Origin of the sequence: Flavobacterium sp. LAR06, assembly GCF_041946075.1 — a bacterium.
Taxonomy (GTDB): Bacteria; Bacteroidota; Bacteroidia; order Flavobacteriales; family Flavobacteriaceae; genus Flavobacterium.
In genome coordinates this window covers 23,162-39,315 of sequence record NZ_JAUTYT010000006.1, presented here as the reverse complement: position 1 = coordinate 39,315, position 16,154 = coordinate 23,162, and the positions used below count along the sequence as shown (strand labels likewise).

The following is a 16,154-nucleotide window of genomic DNA, read 5'->3' as shown; positions in this document are numbered from 1 at the left end:
AATCAGTCTTATTCCTCCTCTTCAATTCCGTCCTCTTCTTCGTCCAATTCTTCTTCTCCTTCTTCATCCATATCAAAGAAATAAGGCTCCAACAGGAATTTATCAGCCAAAATTTCGATGCGCTCTGTCAATATTTCAGCAAAGATGATACGTTGTGTTTTGGCGATACTGTTTGAAATTCGCATGATTTTCGTTTCATTACGCAATCTCAAAATAGGATCTGCATCATCCAAAATCAACATTTTCAAACGGTTTACATTGTAACCGGCAGTGGTAAACATATCACTCAATTTGTTTGGGGTACCAATTAAAACATCAACTCCGGTTGAAATATAGTTTTTATCGTAGTCCATATCGCCTTTATCATGAACACCGTAAACTTCAAGATTAGTATATTTTCCGTATTTCTCAAAAAGAGCTTCCATTGCCAATACTTTTTCCTTGTCTTCCACAATAATCAAAGCACGTGGAGACTCTTCTGTATGTCCCACTAATTGCTGAATTACATTTATTACAATTGTTGTCGACTTTCCAGTTCCTTTTGGAGAAATAATCATACAATCTGCACCACTTTTAATGGTTGAAAAAGTTTGCATCTGCAATATATTTGCTTCCGTTAAACCATTTTCAATTAAGGCATCCTGTAACTTCTCGTTTATTTTTTTTAGTTTCATCTTTGGTATGCTTTAAGCTTTAAGCTTTACGCTTTAGGCAAAAATTATTTATATCATTTAAAAGCTTAAAGCCTAAAGCTTATAGCCTATTGCGCGAAGCTTATTTGCTTGCAAACATTTTTACATCGGTTTCAGAAATTTCTGTTCCTCCTAAAATAATCAATCTTTCGACTACATTTCGAAGTTCACGAATATTTCCTGTCCAATCGTATTCCTGTAATAATTTTATGGCTGGCTGCGAAAATACTTTTACTACATTCCCTTGCTCCGAAGCAATTTTCTCAGCAAAGTGTCTTATCAAAGCCGGAATATCATCACGTCGCTCATTCAATGGCGGAACTTTAATCAAAATTACAGCCAAACGATGGTATAAATCTTCACGGAAACGACCTTCAGCAATTTCTGTTTTCAAATCTTTATTGGTTGCGGCAACTACGCGAACGTCAACTTTAATATCTTTTTCGGCTCCAACTCTGGTAATCATACTTTCTTGCAAAGCACGTAATACTTTAGCTTGCGCCGAAAGACTCATATCTCCAATTTCATCTAAGAAAATAGTTCCTTTGTCAGCTGCTTCAAACTTTCCAGCACGATCTTTCACCGCTGATGTAAAAGCCCCTTTAACGTGACCAAACAATTCGCTTTCGATCAATTCACTCGGAATCGCAGCACAGTTCACTTCGATTAAAGGAAAATTAGCACGCTCGCTTTTTTCATGCAATTGATGCGCCACTAATTCTTTTCCTGTTCCGTTTGGCCCCGTTATCAAAACTCTGGCTTCGGTTTGAGCTACTTTATCAATCATCAGTTTAATATGACCGATCACTTCGCTCTCCCCTACCATTTCGTAGTTTTTGCTCACTTTTTTCTTTAGAATCTTATTTTCAACTACCAGTTGTTTTTTATCTAAAGCATTGCGAACGGTATTTAATAAACGATTTAAATCTGGTGGCTTTGAGATATAATCAAAAGCTCCCAAACGCATGGTATGAATCGCAGTTTCCATATCGCCATGACCCGAAATCATAACCATCGGAATTTCCGGTTTTATCTTTTTTACTTCTTCTAAAACCTCAACACCGTCCATCTTTGGCATTTTGATATCACACAAAACCAAATCGTAATCGTTGTTTTTTATTTTGTCAAGTCCCACAGCACCATCTTCCGCCTCATCAACCTGATACGTATCATTTTCTTCCGATAAAATCTTTACCAAAACGCGTCTGATCGCTGCTTCGTCTTCAATAATTAGTATTTTACTCATTTTTTTTTAAGATTCTGAGGTTCTGAGATGCTAAGATTCTATTTTTTTTAAAGAAGCTAAGAAAAACTTAGCAACTTAAAATCTTAGCAACTTTAAAATTAATATTTAAGCCATCTATACAATTCCTTCCAGGTTGGTTTTTTGCCGTACATTAAAATACCTACACGATAAATTTTTGCAGCAAACCATACTACAAGGAAAAAGGTAGCAAACAATAATGATACCGAAATTGCGATTTGCCACCACGGCACGCCAAACGGAATACGCATTAGCATCACAATTGGTGATGTTAACGGAATCATTGAAAATACTACCGCAACGGTTCCGTGTGGATCATTTACTACTGTAAAGAATCCTATGTAAACGCTTAAAATAAGCGGCATAATAATAGGCAAAAGAAATTGTTGCGAATCCGTTTGATTATCGACTGCGGCTCCAATTGCTGCATAGAATGAACTGTACAAAAAGTAACCTCCTATGAAATAAACCACAAAACCAATCAGGATACTGGCAATTGGTAAATTCCACAATTCGCTAATATACATTTGTGCTGATCCAGACATTTCATGTTGTGCCGTTTGCATTAATTCTGGAGAAATTCTGGCTGTAGGACCAACGTTCACTCCAAAAAATGCCGAAGCTGCAAACATTAATCCAAGTCCAATGATCGCCCAAATCATAAATTGCAATATTCCTGCAAGCGAAGTTCCAACAATTTTACCAATCATTAATTGAAATGGTTTTACCGATGAAATTATGATTTCGATAATTCGGTTCGTCTTTTCTTCGATTACACTTCGCATTACCATGTTTCCATAAATGATAATGAACATCATAATCAAATATCCGAATGCCCCACCAATACCGATTTTGATTTCGTTCAATCCTTTCAAACTTTCTTCTCCAGATGCTTTTGCCAAATGAATATTGACTTCAGCCTGCGCTTTCTGAATCGCTAGCGTATCTAATTTCGCTTTTTCCAGATTTAATTTTGTAATCTTTCCGGCAATAATATCCTGTGTATTTTCAATAAAAGAAATACTCGGACTGTTATTCGAGATAAATTCTATTTTACTTTCTAAATCCTTTAAATTGTTTGTTTTCGGAATCACGATCAGACCACTAAAATCTTCCTTGGCAATACTGTCTTTCAAAGATTTCGTGTCGATTTCAGATAAATTGAGATATTTATATTCGGCGTCTTTTTTATTCTGTTTTACAAAATCATCTGCAAATAAGCCCGTTTCATCATGAATCGCAATTCGTTTGGTATCTGCTTTCATTGAACTCAAATACCCAATAAAAACAGCAATTGCCACAAACAAAAGCGGACTCAAAAAAGTCATGACAACAAAAGACTTATTGCGGACTTTTGCAATAAATTCTCTTTTTATAATTAATGAAATTATACTCATTCTTAATTTTAGATTTTAGATTGTTGACTTTAGATTTTTAGATTCCAGGTTTTCACTCCAAAATCTAAAATCTGAACTCTAAACTTTGTTTTCAGTTACTGTTTGAATAAAAATATCGTTGACACTCGGAATTTTTTCTACAAAATGTGTTACTTGTCCGCGTTGTGTCAAAAGATGTAATAGCTCGTTTGGCGCAGCATCTCCAATTTGGATATTTAATTTCAAATCATCATTTAATGATTTGAAATTGGCCGGCGAAACTGTAAATTTCTGTGTGATATCGTACATTAAACCCTCAACATTGCTTGTCAGGATTCCAACTTCAAAACTATTGGTTTTAAACTGGCGCTTTACATCACTCAGTTTTCCTTCAATTAATTTATTCGATTTATGAATTAAAGCAATATGATCGCAAAGTTCTTCCACACTCTCCATTCGGTGTGTCGAAAAAATAATGGTTGCTCCTTGTTCTTTTAATGCCAAAATTTCATCTTTAATAATATTCGCATTAACCGGGTCAAAACCAGAAAAGGGCTCATCAAAAATCAGCAACTTTGGTTTATGTAACACACAAACTACAAACTGAATTTTTTGCGCCATTCCTTTAGAAAGTTCCTGAATCTTTTTATTCCACCAACCCTGAATTCCTAAGCGATCAAACCAATACTCCAATTGCACTTTTGCTTCTGCTTTAGAAAGCCCTTTCATCTGCGCAAGGTATAAACATTGTTCCCCTACTTTCATAGAAGTATACAAACCTCTTTCTTCAGGCAAATAACCAATTGTCTGCACATGTTTTGGCTGCAATTTTTCTCCATCCAAGATAATTTCTCCGCTATCTGGCAGAGTAATTTGATTAATAATTCGGATAAGGGAAGTTTTTCCAGCTCCATTCGGACCTAATAATCCGTAAATACTGCCTTTTGGGACATTTAATGAAACTTCGTTAAGCGCTACATAATCACCGTATTGTTTTACGACTTTATGTACTTCGAGTAAGTTGCTCATGCGATTTTTTAGATTTTCTTCGGTCAATTTGACCATTGTGGCTTTGCGCCTGTAAAAGTAAATAATTCACAGCGAATCTGAGTACTAATACGCAAAAAACCCATCCTAAATTTATGTTAGAATGGGTTTTAGATTTATTTAAACATTTCTAAAAAAGTTTAGCTTATGAAAACATATCTTTTACTTTTTCAAAAAATGATTTTTCTGATTTTTCAGGACTCGGAACAAAGTGTTCGTCGTTTAAAGCATTTTCAAAAAATTGTTTTTGCTCTTTGTTCAACGTTTTAGGCGTCCAAACATTTACGTGAACCAGTAAATCTCCGCTTCCGTAACCGTTGATACTTGGAATACCTTTTCCTTTTAATCTTAATATTTTTCCTGATTGAATTCCTTCTTCCAGTTTAATACGAACTTTTCCGTTGATTGCTTCGATATCTTTAGAAACACCTAAAACAGCCTCTGGAAAACTAATGTATAAATCAAAGTGAATATTTTCACCTTCACGTTTCAAAAATTCGTGTTCTAGTTCTTCAATGGCAACAATCAAATCACCTGGAACGCTATTTCCTGGGGCATCGTTTCCTTTATTAGAAACTTTTAACTGCATTCCGTCAACAACTCCGGCTGGAATTTTGATAGAAACTGTTTCATCTTCCAGAACCATTCCTTGTGCATCTGCTTCAGAAGGTCTTTTATCTAAAATTTGCCCAGAACCACCACAAGTAGGACAAGTAGATGCAGATTGCATTCTTCCTAAAATAGTGTTGGTTACACGCATTACCTGTCCTTGACCATTACAAGTCGAACATGTTTTGTACGTAACACCTTTTGCCTGAACTTTACGTTTTACTTTTACTTTTTTCTCAACTCCATTTGCAATTTCTTCTAAAGTCAATTTAACTTTAATTCGAAGATTACTTCCTTTAGCGCGACGAGGACCGCCTCCGCCGCCTCCGAAACCACCAAATCCTCCACCAAAAATGTCACCAAACTGGCTGAAAATGTCATCCATATTCATACCACCGTGGCCACCGCCAAATCCGCCAGAACCATCAAATGCCTGATGTCCATATTGATCGTATTTCGCTTTTTTGCTCGGATCACTTAAAACTTCATAAGCTTCTGCCGCAAGTTTAAAGTTTTCTTCTGCCTCTTTGTCGCCTGGATTTTTATCCGGGTGATATTTCAACGCACTTTTTCGATAAGCTTTTTTTATTTCTGCAGCGTCAGCATTTTTTGAAATGCCTAGTATTTCGTAAAAATCTTTTTTCATAATTTAGGTTAAATTCCAAATCTAAAATTCCAAATTCCAATACTTAAAAAATTGACTTTCAGAATATTCATTTGCATTTTTTAGTTTCCAATAACCACTTTAGGGAAACGAATAATTTTGTCTCCTAATTTGTATCCTTTTTCAATAACATCAACTATTTTACCTTTCAATTTATCAGAAGGTGCAGGAATTTGAGTAATTGCTTCAGCAAAGTCAGCATTAAAAGCATCACCAGCTCTTACTTCAACTTGCTCTAAACCTTTAGCTACCAAAGTGCTTTTTAGTTTCTCGTGAATCAACTCAACTCCTTTTTTCAAATTTTCATCGTCAGACTTGTTGATTTCTACTGTCGCTCTGTCAAAATCGTCCAAAACAGGAAGCATTGCTAACAAAACTTCTTGGTTTGCTGTTTTAAACAAATCGATACGTTCTTTTGAAGTTCTTTTTTTGTAATTTTCAAATTCGGCAAATAATCTCAAAAATTTATCTTTTTCTTTTGCCAAGTCTTGAGCCAATTGCTCTTCAACACTTAATTCTTCAACAATTAATTGCTCACCGTTGGCATTGTTTTCTAACGTTACATCATCTAATTCCTGATCGAACTCTGTATTTTCCGTAGTCATATTACTTTTATTTTTAAAAATATCTTTAAACTTCATTTTTATTCTTTCTGTTGGATTGCAAAAGTACTGCCAAATCTCTTAAAATGTCAAATTGTCACTTTATTAAAAATGAGAGCGTTAAAAAACTCAAACAGTACTTTAAAATTTAGTATAATTTTAAGACTATTACGTTATAGTTTATACTATATTTGATATCCAAAATGAAAAACTAAATTATTACCTATCAAAATTGAATTTAAGGGTTGGCTTCGGCCTCATAAATAATTATTAATTCAAGTTTACCTTATATTAAAAAAAAGCTTCGCCTTATGAGACGAAGCTTTTTTTATGCTTTTTTAGTCTTTGCCAGATCAGTATTAAAAACCTGAAGAACAAAAAAATTTATCGCAAAGAACGCAAAGATTTTTTTACTCTTAAGCTTTATAAAAAAGGAAAAGTTCGCAAAGCATTATATTGACATAGCTTTGCGAACTTTGTGTTTTTTGAAAGTACTCTTAGACAAAATTCTTTGCGTCCTTTGCGGTAAAAAAATTGCACGGGCGGAGGGATTCGAACCCCCATCAACGGTTTTGGAGACCGCTATTCTACCCTTGAACTACGCCCGTAACTTAAGGTCGGCAAATTAAAAGTTTTTTTTCTTATCCAGCAACTATTTCAAGAAGATATTTAAGAAGAAATCCCTTTAAATCTGGGCAATCTACTACAAAATACTACATTTCAAACAGTTAACCTAACAAAGCATTTTTCAATCCTTCAAAATCAACTGAAACTTGTTCGCCTGTCACTAAATTTTTAAGTGAGTACGAATTTGAAGCAATTTCCTGATCGCCCGCAATTACTGCAAACGGAATCAAACGTTTATCTGCATACTGAAATTGTTTTCCAACTTTCACATTGTCCGGATACAATTCCACTTTTATATTTTCTTTTCTTAATTTCTGAATCGCCTGCGAAGCATACAAAGCCTCAGCATCTCCATAATTAATAAACAATGCTTTTGATGTTGCCGCTACTGTTTCAGGGAATAATTGTAATTCTTCCAGAACCAGATAAATTCGGTCAAGTCCAAAAGAAATTCCAACTCCACTCATATTTTTCAAACCAAAAATACCCGTCAAATCGTCATATCTTCCACCACCACCAATAGAACCCATCGAAACGGTTTTTGGTGCTCCTACTTCAAAAATAGCTCCTGTATAATAATTCAATCCGCGCGCCAATGTCACATCAAGATCTAATGTCGCAGTCGACAATCCTAAAGTAGCCACATTGTCACAAATAAATTTCAATTCCTGCACTCCTTTCATTCCTTCTTCTGATGAAGCTAACAGATCTGAAAGCTGGTTTATTTTATCTGAAAAAGTTCCCGTAAAACTAAAAAGCGGCTGTACTTTAACCAAAGCTTCTTCAGCAATTCCTTTTTCGATCATTTCTTTTTTAACTCCGTCTTCACCAATTTTATCCAACTTATCAAGCGCAACAGTAAAATCAATCAATTTGTCCGAAGCACCAATTACTTCAGCGATTCCAGATAATATTTTTCTGTTATTGATTTTAATGGTAACACCTTCTAATCCTAAAGACGTAAAAACAGTATCATACAACTGAACCAATTCCACTTCCTGCCACAATGATTTTGAACCTACAACATCGGCGTCACATTGATAAAATTCTCTGTAACGACCTCTTTGAGGTCTGTCAGCTCTCCAAACTGGCTGGATTTGATATCTTTTAAAAGGAAATTCAATTTCGTTTTGGTGCTGTACCACATATCTTGCAAACGGAACTGTCAAATCGTAACGCAACGCTTTCTCTGAGATTTTTCCTGTAAACTTATTCAGTTCAATTCTTTGATTCAAATCAATTGTTTCTGCCGAATTAACTTGCAGTGATTCAATAGATTCCGGCAATTCAATTTTATTTTTATTGAAGAAGAAATTACCTGAATTTAATATTTTAAAAATCAAACGATCTCCTTCTTCTCCATATTTACCCATTAAGGTATCTGAATTTTCAAACGACGGCGTTTCAATCGGCTGAAAACCAAATTTCTCAAAATTATTTTTTATCGTCTGAATAATATATTGACGTTTTGACACCTCTGCAGGCGAAAAATCTCTTGTTCCTTGTGGTATGCTTGGTTTTGAAGCCATCTTTTTTATTTTAGATTTTAGGTCTTAGATTTTAGATTCCTTTTGGAACTCCAAAACTTAAGCTCTTTAATATTAATTTCATTCCAATTTAGATTTCTCTAAACCCTAAATCGTCTGCAAATATCTTATTTTTTAAAATAAATATTGGCAGTTCGAAAACAAACTTGTAACAAAAAACGTATTTTCGTGACAAATTGGTCATGATGCTAAAATTATTTAAAGAAAATATCCGAATTGCTTTTGGTTCCATCAAAACACAATTGCTGCGAACTATTCTTACCGTATTAATCATCGCGATAGGGATCACAGCACTAGTTGGTATCCTGACAGTTGTAACGGCTCTTGAAAATACCGTTTCTACCAATTTTGCTTCAATGGGAGCCAACACCTTCAATATCAATCAATACGAAAATAATGTAAAGAACCGCGGTGGAAATGAACGCGAAATCATAAATCCGATTATATCCTATCCGGAAGCGGTTGCTTTCAAAAACAAATACAAATATCCGTTTACCGAAACTTCTCTTTCGTTTACAGCTACATCAACTGCCGAAGTAAAATATTTAGACCAAAAAACAGATCCGGAAATTAAAGTGCTGGGTGTCGACGAACATTTTATTTCTAATTCTGGTTTAGAAATAAATTTGGGTCGTTCTTTCAATCAATTTGACATAGACAATAATACTTATTCCTGCGTTGTAGGTTCTGATTTTGAAAAAGGTTTACTAAAAGACATTAACCCAATTGATAAAATAATTTCGATTCGTGGTGCCCGTTTTAAAGTCATTGGCGTTTTAAAAGAAAAAGGATCAACGTTTGGAAATAGTCAGGATTTACGTGTTCTGATTCCAATTCAGGTTGCGCGTTCCTTATTTACAGCGCCAAACATTAATTACACTATGAGTGTAATGGTTTCTAAAAAAGAACTTCTAGATGAAGCTGTTGACAACGCCACAAGTACCATGCGAAGAGTCCGTAAATTAAGTCCGGTTCGTGATAATAATTTTGGCATTGGCCGAAGCGACGACTTAATCAACCGAATTCTCGGAATCACAAAATATTTAGGCTGGGCTTCCTGGATTATCAGTATTATCACAATTCTGGGATCGTCTATCGCCTTAATGAATATCATGATTGTTTCGGTTACAGAACGCACCCGCGAAATTGGAGTTCGTAAAGCTTTAGGCGCTACAAAAGTCACCATATCAGTTCAGTTTTTTATCGAAACTTTATTGATTGGGCAAATTGGGGGAATGGTTGGTATCGTATTAGGAATCTTAATCGGTTTTGCTTTTGCGGCTGCAATGAGTTTTGCATTTGTAATTCCGTGGATGGCCATTTTTGCGGCTTTTGCTACCAGTTTTATGGTTGCCATTGTTTCGGGATTATATCCAGCAATAAAAGCTTCTCAACTTGATCCTATTGAGGCTTTGCGTTACGAGTAGATTTTAGTCACAGTTTTCAATCTCATTAAATTTTAATAAGGCTTTCACACAGATTTAAAAAGATTTAAGCGGATTCTGGCAGATTATAATTAAAATAAAATCTGCTCAAATCTTTTTAAATCTGCGTGAAACAAAATCTTTTAATTTCTAAATCTTTGACTGAAAACCGAGACTGAAACTGAAAACTAAATATTCCCTTTCATCATTCTGTCATTATCGTAAATATCTTTTTTCAATTCAATATTTTTAAAATCCATTGTTTCCAACAAATCCGTCATTTCTTCTCCTAAATACTGATTGATTTCAAAAAACAACTGGCCATTTTCTAAAAGACTACTTTTCGCTAAAGCAGCTATTTTTCGGTAAAAAATCAAAGCATCATTATCCTCTACAAAAAGTGCCAAATGCGGTTCGTAATCCAGAACATTCTTTTTAATTTCTTCTTTTTCTAAATTTCGAACATAAGGCGGATTCGAAACAATTATATCATAATTAAATCTCAATTTTTCCGTTTTCAAAATATCCAAAAAAACAAAAGTAACATCAACATTATTTCTTACTGCATTTCTTTTTGCTGTTACTATGGCCTTTTTCGAAATATCAACACCATATACTTCAGCATTAGGAAGATTCTTGGCCAGTGAAATAGCAACACAACCACTTCCTGTTCCGATATCTAAAATTCGAAGTTTTTTAGTTTTATCTGTTTTTGAATTCTCATTTATAATCCATTCAACCAATTCTTCGGTCTCTGGCCTCGGAATCAAAACATTTTCATTAACTTCAAAATCCAAACCATAAAAACTTGTTTTCCCCAGTAAATACTGAATTGGGACTTCTTTTTTTAATTGACCTAACAATGAATTCCAAACCACAAAATCACTTTCTGAAAAATTTAATTCATGATTTAGAGCCAAATCAATTTGCCTCAGCTTGTGTTTATCTTCCAATATTAAATAGAAAAAACTCTCCGCTTCATACGCATCGTAAAAAGGCGATAATTCTTTTATAAATTGAGTGCGGTATTGTTTAATTTTCATTTCGGGTCTTTGAGTATTATCATTTGGCAAAAGCCAATTTTCTTTCAAATAAGTATTAAAAAAACTAATTTGTTACAGTTAATTTTTCAAATCTTTCAACATCCAAACGGGGCAAGAACAATGGCCGGTACAGCCCATTGGTGCATCTAAATATTCAAAACCTGATTTTTTATATAATTTTTGAGCCGCATGCATAAATGGCATTGTCTCAATATAACATTTCTCAAAACCAAAAACTTTAGCCTGCTCCAAGCATGTCTCCATCATTTTACTTCCAATTCCTAAACCTCTTGTTTCAGGTAAAAAATACATTTTTTGCAGTTCACAAATTAAAGGATCTCCATTTTCTAAAGGAGCAATTCCGCAACACCCTACTATTTTACCTTCATTTTCAACCACAAAATAAACAGATTGCGGTTTGTTATATTCTTCAAACATCAAATCTAAATAGGGATCCTCATAGGCTGTACCCACTTTTGGAATCTCCAGTTCCTCAAAAACGGATCTTATTAATTTAGCAACTGCCTGATTGTCTTCTTTTTTAATCTTTCTAATAAGCCAATTTTCCATATTTCGTTTATTCTTGTAATATCTACAAAAGTAAAAATACTTTTTTGATAGTTTCTTATCATACGTCAATAACTATGTTACTAAACTCAAAAATAATTACTTTTGTGCTGTGAAGACACATGAGAAATACATAAAACGCTGTATAGAACTTGCTGAAAATGGTTTTGGAACAACTTACCCAAATCCAATGGTAGGAAGCGTAATTGTTTACAATGACCAGATTATAGGAGAAGGCTGGCATAAAAAAGCAGGAGAACCACATGCAGAAGTTAATGCCGTTCGATCTGTAAAAGACAAATCGTTGCTAAAAAAAGCTACTATTTATGTAAGTTTAGAACCTTGCAGTCATTTTGGAAAAACGCCGCCTTGTTGTGATTTGATAATTGCAAATGAAATTCCGAACGTTGTTGTCGGAACTGTAGATTCAAACGAAAAAGTAGCAGGAAAAGGGATCAAAAAATTAATTGAAGCCGGTGCAAATGTCACGGTAGGCATTTTAGAAGAAGAATGTTATGAGCTTAACAAACGCTTTTTCACCTTTCATAATAAGAAGAGACCTTATATTATATTAAAATGGGCCGAGAGTCAGGACGGCTTTCTGGCACCTGAAAAAGAAATGGATCAGGAACGAAAACCAGTTTGGATTACCAATACATATTCCAGACAATTGGTTCATAAATGGAGAAGCGAGGAACAGGCAATTTTAGTCGGAACTCAAACCGTAATTGATGACAATCCGAAACTAAACGTTAGAGACTGGTCTGGAAACAATCCGGTAAGAGTTGTTTTAGACCAAAATAATCGCATTTCAAAAGAGAGTTTTATTTTTGATGATAGTGTACAAACCATACTATTTACGAAATCTAAAATTAACTTTTCAGCAGAAAACATTACCTTTGAATTAATCGATTTTAATCAAAATATAATACCGCAGATTTTAGCTGTTTTACATCAAAACCAAATTCAGTCTATTATTATTGAAGGCGGCATGAAAACATTACAAGCTTTTATAGACCAGGATATCTGGGACGAAGCCCGTATTTTTATTGGGAAAACTATTTTTAGCAAAGGAACAAAAGTTCCGATTATACAAAAGAAAACCATAGCCAAAACCTACATTCAAAACGACGAATTAATATACGTTAGAAATCATGATTGATACTATAATTTTTGACTTTGGAGATATTTTTATCAATTTAGATAAACAGGCCACTATTTCGGGCTTGCAGAAATTAGGCATGACCGAATGGAATTCAGAATTGGATCGTTTGAATCTTTTATTTGAAACCGGAGATATTTCGCATGATGATTTTCTGGCAGGTTTTCAAAAACAACTTCCAAATGCTTCAATCGAAGAAATCCTGGAAGCGTGGAATGCTATTCTGGCAGACTTCCCTTTGTACCGATTAGAGTTTCTTCAGATGCTTTCAAAAAAATACCGTTTGTTTTTATTGAGCAACACTGATTCTATTCATATTGAAACTTTCGAAACCAAAAGCGGTATTTCATTTTATAGTGATTTCTACCAATGTTTTGAAAAAGTTTATTTTTCCTTTGAAATTGGAAAACGAAAACCAAATGCCGATGTTTTTCAATATTTAATTAATAAACATGAGTTGTCGCCAAAACGCACTTTATTTATTGACGATAAGAAAGAAAACACAGATTCAGCTGCAGCTTTAGGTTTCAATGTATGGAATTTACAAGTGGGCCGGGAAGATGTTGTGGATTTATTTGATAAAAAAATATTATAGAAATTAAAAAATCTTTTACTACGATTAAAATAATTTTATTAAACGTGGTGTAATTATCTACAAAGGGCGCTAAGTTTTTTTACTTTGCATAGCTTTATAAACGCAAAGTTCACAAAGCTGGAATCAACTCAAAGCTTTGTGAACTTTGTGCTTTCTAAACATACAGATAAATAAAAAACCTTAGCGCCCTTTGTGGTAAAACAAACCCTCGGAAAAAAAATACATATAATTTAGAAATTTCACTTTTGGAATATAACGATACCTATCAAACCATTGCTTTTGAATCTGAAGAAGTCCTTTTTAAAGAAAAAGGAAGCAAGTTCTTTGGTTATGCATTTCCTCTTTCAAATGAAGACGAAGTAAAGCCTATTATTGAAAACCTAAAAAAACAACATCCTCACGCGGTTCATTATTGTTATGCTTATCAATTGGGTACTGTTCCAAAAATATTTTATCGTGCCAATGACGATGGAGAACCCAGCAACACAGCCGGCGCTCCTATTTATGGCCAAATTCAATCTTTTGGATTAACAAATGTTTTGGTTGTTGTAGTTCGAATTTTTGGAGGAGTTAAATTGGGTGTTGGCGGATTGATTGCCGCTTACAAAACAACTGCACAAATGACGCTTGAAATTTGTGAAATTGTCGAGAAAACGATCGACGTATATTTTTTAATCTCTTTTGATTATAAAAACATGAATAAAGTTATGCGTGTCATCAAAGAAAAAAAACTGGAAATTACTTCTCAGGAAATGGAAATTGACGAAGATTCAGGACTCCCAATTGGCAAAATAATCACAAAAACACGAAAAAAAAATGCCGAATCCGTATTCGACATTTTTGATTTAATGTTTGAAATCGATATCAAAATTATATAAATTGATATAAAAACCTACCTCGTTTTAACAATTATACAAGTGTTTTAAACAATTCTAAAATATAAACCGGAGGGGCAGTTGGACGACCTGATTTTAACGAAATAAATACTAAAATAAACACAGCAGTTGTTAATAACTCATTCGCTTCGTTATAGATCGCACAGTCGAATTCAATCTTGACAGATGATTGACTTTTGAAAGTTGTATGAATCGTAAGAAGCTCATCATAACGCGCCGATTTTTTATAATTTATTTGCATGGAAACAATTGGCAATCCGATTCCGCTTTCTTCCATACTTTTATACGAAATCCCTTTGTCTCTAAGCCATTCCACGCGTCCGATCTCAAAATAGGGTACATAATTTCCGTGATAAACGACCCCCATTTGGTCTGTTTCAGAGTAACGAACACGCACTTGCGTTTGATGATTTTTCATTATTTATTGATTAAAAAAAATTAGCTTCCTAAAGTTCACTTACAACATTTTTTTATAAAATTAGACTCCAAAATATTTTTTTTTACAGAAATTTGTTCACATATTTGTTATCCTGAAATACGGAAAAATTTTGCTCCTTTTTTATTAGGAGAATCTTTATCAATAATAAAAAAATTTATCTGAATCTATGACTAAAACTGCTCAATCGGTATGGGAAAACTGTTTGTCTTTTATAAAGGACAATATTCAAGATCAAGCATATAAAACTTGGTTCGAACCAATCAAATCAGTTGAGCTAACCGACAACGCATTATATATTCAGGTACCAAGTAAATTTTTCTACGAATGGCTCGAAGAGCATTACGTTAAATTATTGAAAGTTGCGCTTACCAAAGAACTAGGAAAAAACGCAAAGTTACTCTATAAAATTAAAATGGAGAACACTTATGGCAATAAACAACCGTTTACCGAACAGTTGCCAAGTGCCAACAGAGTGCCAATGAAACCGCAAGAGGTTGATGCTCCGTTTAAAAACCTTAATCCTGAACTTAAAAATCCTTTCGTAATTCCCGGAATTAGAAATTTAAAAATTGAGTCGCAATTAAACGCAAACTACAGTTTTGATAATTTTCTGGAAGGGGATTCAAACCGTTTGGCGCGTTCTGCAGGTATGGCTGTTGCCAATAAACCTGGAGGAACGTCATTTAATCCGTTATTGATTTTTGGCGGAGTTGGTTTAGGAAAAACCCACTTAGCACACGCTATAGGTGTTGAAGTAAAAGACAAGTATCCTGAAAAAACGGTTTTATATATTTCTGCCGAGATTTTCACACAACAATATATTGACTCGGTAAAAAAGAATAATCGTAACGATTTCATTCACTTTTACCAATTAATTGACGTTTTAATTATTGATGACGTTCAGTTTTTATCTGGAAAATCAGGAACTCAGGACGTATTTTTCCATATTTTCAATTACCTGCACCAAAACGGAAAACAGGTAATTTTAACTTCAGACAAAGCTCCTGTTGATATGCAGGATATTGAGCAACGTTTATTATCTCGTTTTAAATGGGGATTATCTGCTGAGTTACATCAGCCAGATTACGAAACTCGTATTTCAATCTTAAAAAACATTTTGTACCGCGATGGTGTTGAAATGCCGGAAGACATTATTGAATATGTTGCCCGCAATATCAAAAGCAATGTTCGTGAACTTGAAGGCGCGATTATTTCATTAATTGCTCAATCTTCTTTCAACAAAAAAGAAGTTACGATTGAGTTGGCTAAAAGTGTTGTAGAGAAATTTGTTAAAAACGTGAAGAGAGAGATCTCTATCGATTATATTCAAAAAATTGTGTCTGATTATTTTCAGTTGGATATTGAAACGCTTCAATCGAAGACCAGAAAAAGGCACGTTGTTCAAGCGAGACAATTGGCCATGTTTTTTGCGAAGAAATTCACTAAAGCTTCTTTGGCAAACATTGGTTCACAAATTGGAGATCGCGATCACGCTACCGTATTACATGCTTGTAAAACAGTTGACAATTTAGTTTCTACAGACAAACAATTCAAAAAATTTGTCGAAGACATCAACAAAAAACTAACGCTATAAACGCGA

General features: G+C 34.1%; 15 protein-coding genes and 1 tRNA gene. 5 read left to right on the top strand and 11 right to left on the bottom strand.

Going from position 1 to position 16,154, the window contains the following annotated elements; translation table 11 throughout:
• Nucleotides 1-8: 8 nt before the first annotated feature.
• The 8 genes from Q7C23_RS09945 to hisS form a co-directional block, all read right to left on the bottom strand.
• Nucleotides 9-674, bottom strand: coding sequence for a DEAD/DEAH box helicase (locus tag Q7C23_RS09945; protein ID WP_375032380.1), 666 nt, complete (start codon nucleotides 672-674; stop codon nucleotides 9-11).
• A gap of 100 nt (nucleotides 675-774) precedes the next feature.
• Complete coding sequence (locus tag Q7C23_RS09940) at nucleotides 775-1,938, bottom strand: sigma-54-dependent transcriptional regulator (RefSeq protein ID WP_375032379.1); 1,164 nt, start codon at nucleotides 1,936-1,938, stop codon at nucleotides 775-777.
• Nucleotides 1,939-2,036: 98 nt separating this feature from the next.
• Nucleotides 2,037-3,353 (bottom strand): ABC transporter permease, encoded by a 1,317-nt coding sequence (locus tag Q7C23_RS09935; RefSeq protein ID WP_375032378.1) that lies wholly within the window; start codon nucleotides 3,351-3,353, stop codon nucleotides 2,037-2,039.
• Between the two features lie 78 nt (nucleotides 3,354-3,431).
• Nucleotides 3,432-4,361: an ABC transporter ATP-binding protein gene (locus Q7C23_RS09930; RefSeq protein ID WP_375032377.1), complete on the bottom strand. Its 930-nt coding sequence runs from the start codon at nucleotides 4,359-4,361 to the stop codon at nucleotides 3,432-3,434.
• Between the two features lie 163 nt (nucleotides 4,362-4,524).
• Complete coding sequence (dnaJ, locus tag Q7C23_RS09925; protein WP_375032376.1) at nucleotides 4,525-5,634, bottom strand: molecular chaperone DnaJ; 1,110 nt, start codon at nucleotides 5,632-5,634, stop codon at nucleotides 4,525-4,527.
• A gap of 80 nt (nucleotides 5,635-5,714) precedes the next feature.
• Nucleotides 5,715-6,293 carry a nucleotide exchange factor GrpE gene (locus tag Q7C23_RS09920; protein WP_192187379.1) on the bottom strand — a complete coding sequence of 193 codons (579 nt, stop codon included), beginning with the start codon at nucleotides 6,291-6,293 and terminating at the stop codon, nucleotides 5,715-5,717.
• A gap of 498 nt (nucleotides 6,294-6,791) precedes the next feature.
• Nucleotides 6,792-6,862, bottom strand: a tRNA-Trp gene (locus Q7C23_RS09915).
• A gap of 120 nt (nucleotides 6,863-6,982) precedes the next feature.
• A complete protein-coding gene (gene hisS, locus Q7C23_RS09910) occupies nucleotides 6,983-8,410 on the bottom strand; it encodes a histidine--tRNA ligase (protein WP_375032375.1) in 1,428 nt (475 codons plus the stop codon).
• 200 nt (nucleotides 8,411-8,610) lie between these two features.
• On the opposite strand from hisS, the gene Q7C23_RS09905 reads away from it, so the two are divergent.
• Nucleotides 8,611-9,855: an ABC transporter permease gene (locus Q7C23_RS09905; RefSeq protein WP_375032374.1), complete on the top strand. Its 1,245-nt coding sequence runs from the start codon at nucleotides 8,611-8,613 to the stop codon at nucleotides 9,853-9,855.
• Between the two features lie 185 nt (nucleotides 9,856-10,040).
• Here Q7C23_RS09905 and prmC read toward each other — a convergent pair whose 3' ends face one another.
• Together prmC and Q7C23_RS09895 are read right to left on the bottom strand one after the other, a co-directional pair.
• Nucleotides 10,041-10,895 (bottom strand): peptide chain release factor N(5)-glutamine methyltransferase, encoded by an 855-nt coding sequence (prmC, locus tag Q7C23_RS09900; RefSeq protein ID WP_375032373.1) that lies wholly within the window; start codon nucleotides 10,893-10,895, stop codon nucleotides 10,041-10,043.
• Nucleotides 10,896-10,973: 78 nt separating this feature from the next.
• Entirely contained in the window at nucleotides 10,974-11,465 is a 492-nt protein-coding gene (locus Q7C23_RS09895) for a GNAT family N-acetyltransferase (RefSeq protein ID WP_375032372.1), read from the bottom strand.
• 109 nt (nucleotides 11,466-11,574) lie between these two features.
• Here Q7C23_RS09895 and ribD point away from each other — a divergent pair, with 109 nt between their 5' ends.
• The 3 genes from ribD (at nucleotide 11,575) to Q7C23_RS09880 (ending at nucleotide 14,097) form a co-directional block, all read left to right on the top strand.
• Nucleotides 11,575-12,624 (top strand): bifunctional diaminohydroxyphosphoribosylaminopyrimidine deaminase/5-amino-6-(5-phosphoribosylamino)uracil reductase RibD, encoded by a 1,050-nt coding sequence (ribD, locus tag Q7C23_RS09890; protein ID WP_375032371.1) that lies wholly within the window; start codon nucleotides 11,575-11,577, stop codon nucleotides 12,622-12,624.
• A complete protein-coding gene (locus Q7C23_RS09885) occupies nucleotides 12,617-13,219 on the top strand; it encodes an HAD family hydrolase (RefSeq protein ID WP_375032370.1) in 603 nt (200 codons plus the stop codon). The genes ribD and Q7C23_RS09885 overlap by 8 nt, the downstream gene beginning before the upstream one ends.
• A 245-nt stretch (nucleotides 13,220-13,464) precedes the next feature.
• Complete coding sequence (locus Q7C23_RS09880) at nucleotides 13,465-14,097, top strand: IMPACT family protein (protein ID WP_375032369.1); 633 nt, start codon at nucleotides 13,465-13,467, stop codon at nucleotides 14,095-14,097.
• A 31-nt stretch (nucleotides 14,098-14,128) separates the two neighbouring features.
• On the opposite strand, the gene Q7C23_RS09875 is transcribed toward Q7C23_RS09880, so the two are convergent.
• A complete protein-coding gene (locus tag Q7C23_RS09875; RefSeq protein ID WP_375032368.1) occupies nucleotides 14,129-14,533 on the bottom strand; it encodes an acyl-CoA thioesterase in 405 nt (134 codons plus the stop codon).
• A gap of 187 nt (nucleotides 14,534-14,720) precedes the next feature.
• Between Q7C23_RS09875 and dnaA the strand changes: the two genes are divergently transcribed.
• Complete coding sequence (dnaA, locus tag Q7C23_RS09870) at nucleotides 14,721-16,148, top strand: chromosomal replication initiator protein DnaA (RefSeq protein WP_041517015.1); 1,428 nt, start codon at nucleotides 14,721-14,723, stop codon at nucleotides 16,146-16,148.
• The last annotated feature ends 6 nt before the right edge of the window (nucleotides 16,149-16,154 follow it).